This window comes from Oscillibacter sp. CU971, assembly GCF_905219725.1.
Taxonomy (GTDB): domain Bacteria; phylum Bacillota; class Clostridia; order Oscillospirales; family Oscillospiraceae; genus Oscillibacter.
Map to the genome: position 1 here is coordinate 1 of NZ_CAJMXG010000458.1, position 1,536 is coordinate 1,536.

General features: G+C 53.5%; 2 protein-coding genes and 1 pseudogene. All 3 read right to left on the reverse strand.

Features of this window, described 5'->3' with window-relative positions; translation table 11 throughout:
• Positions 1-505 (reverse strand): replication initiator protein A (locus JX325_RS16540; RefSeq protein ID WP_243414153.1); only part of this gene is annotated, 505 nt, incomplete at its 3' end.
• Positions 506-644: 139 nt separating this feature from the next.
• Positions 645-1,031: a cysteine-rich VLP domain-containing protein gene (locus JX325_RS16545; protein ID WP_204792128.1), complete on the reverse strand. Its 387-nt coding sequence runs from the start codon at positions 1,029-1,031 to the stop codon at positions 645-647.
• Positions 1,021-1,536: pseudogene (locus tag JX325_RS16550) on the reverse strand (relaxase); the annotation flags it as partial. The pseudogene JX325_RS16550 and the gene JX325_RS16545, both read right to left, overlap by 11 nt.

Here is a 1,536-nt window from a genome sequence, read left to right on the forward strand (position 1 = left end):
GGTATCTGCCAAACGGGGCGGGCGGCTTCTCACTCGCTCCTTTTAGTTGGTTCTCTTTTAGTTTGTTTCTAGTAAGTTGGTTAGGGGTCGGTTTTCCGTCCAACGCAAAGGTCGGTTTTCCGTCCTTATGAGGGTCGCTTTTCCGGCTATCAGAGGGTCGCTTTTCCGACTGTATGGCGGTCATATGGTCGGAAAACTGTACCACTGGCACTTGCGGCACTTTCACATAAAGGCGGTTCGGTGCGGAAAAGCCCCGGCGTTCCCTCACCAGAAGCCCGGCAGCGTCCAGCTCGTTCAGTGCGGCTTTTATGGCGGTGCTGCCTTTATCCAGCATTTCCGCTATCTCCGAAACAGGGTAGACAATGTATGTCCTGCCCTCGCTGTCCTGCCAGCCGTTCTTCTGTGAGAGTTCGGAACGGTCAAGGAGCAGCGAATAAAGCAGCTTTGCGGTCTGTGACAAGTCCATTTTCAGCAGAAAACGGGGGTATCGGAAAAACGGCGGCATGATGGTGTCGGCTGTGATGTATTCGGTTATGGTTCTCACCTCCTGTCTGTGGCTTCTGTTACGCAGTTAAAACGGCATTTTCGGGGATAAAGGATAAATGTATCGCATACCCTTTGAGGGCGGTCAAAAAAGCCTTGATTTACGGGGGTCTGGAATATCCTAAAGCGTGACATTTATCCCTCTGTTTCCGCTTGCGCTGTGTGGCTTTGATTCTTTTCATGCGTCCGGCGCAATCCGGGCAGTATTTCCCCCGGTTAGACTTGGGGAGAAAATACCCACCGCACTCGGTACAGCGTTTCCTGTCTGCCCGGTGGAGTAGGGCGGCTTCCAGTTTCCCGTCCAGCGGCAGTACGGCTATACGAAACCAGCGGCATATAAGCGAATAGCTGATACTCTGGACGCATACGCAAGACTCGCCGTTATCCAGCAAGATACAGTTGCCGTTATCGTAGTTGCAGCACTCATGCACAAGGCGGCGGGCGGCTCTGTACTGTGGGTAGTCCATGTAGGGGCGTTTACCGTTCATTTTCCCGCCCCTTTCCCCGTTCCGGCTCACGGCGCAATATTTTGTCAAGATTGCTTTTCACGGTCTGCAATTCCCGGACGTTCGCTTTCTTCTCCCGGTACTCGTTGTAAAGGGCGTTTTTCTCTTTGGTAAGCTGCTCAATCTCCGTTTGTAGGGCTTTGGACGCTGGCAGCTTGGAGATTCCCTGTGCCTTGAAATACCGGGCGGCAGATTCGGAAATGATAAACTCGCTTTCGTGCTGCTCCCGGTAAGCTCTCCGGGCTTTCTCCGTTTTCTGCGCCCGCAATCCGTCACGGGCTGGCTTGGTCTTGATGTACGCCAATAGCTGTTTCTGCAAGTCCTTTTTCTCCCGCAAAGTGCTTTCCACGGCTTTCAGTTCCGCATGGACGTTTGACAGCTCTGCGCTGGCGGCGGCAAGGGCGGCTTCCAGTTCTTCCGGGGAAGAAAAGCCGGATTCCTCGTAAACGCTCATGGTCGCCGCCATTTGCTTCAGATTGTGCAAACT

Bases quoted from the DNA above. Each gene is read 5' to 3' on its own strand.
- JX325_RS16545 (WP_204792128.1), bottom strand. From the start codon at position 1,031: ATGAACGGTAAACGCCCCTACATGGACTACCCACAGTACAGAGCCGCC.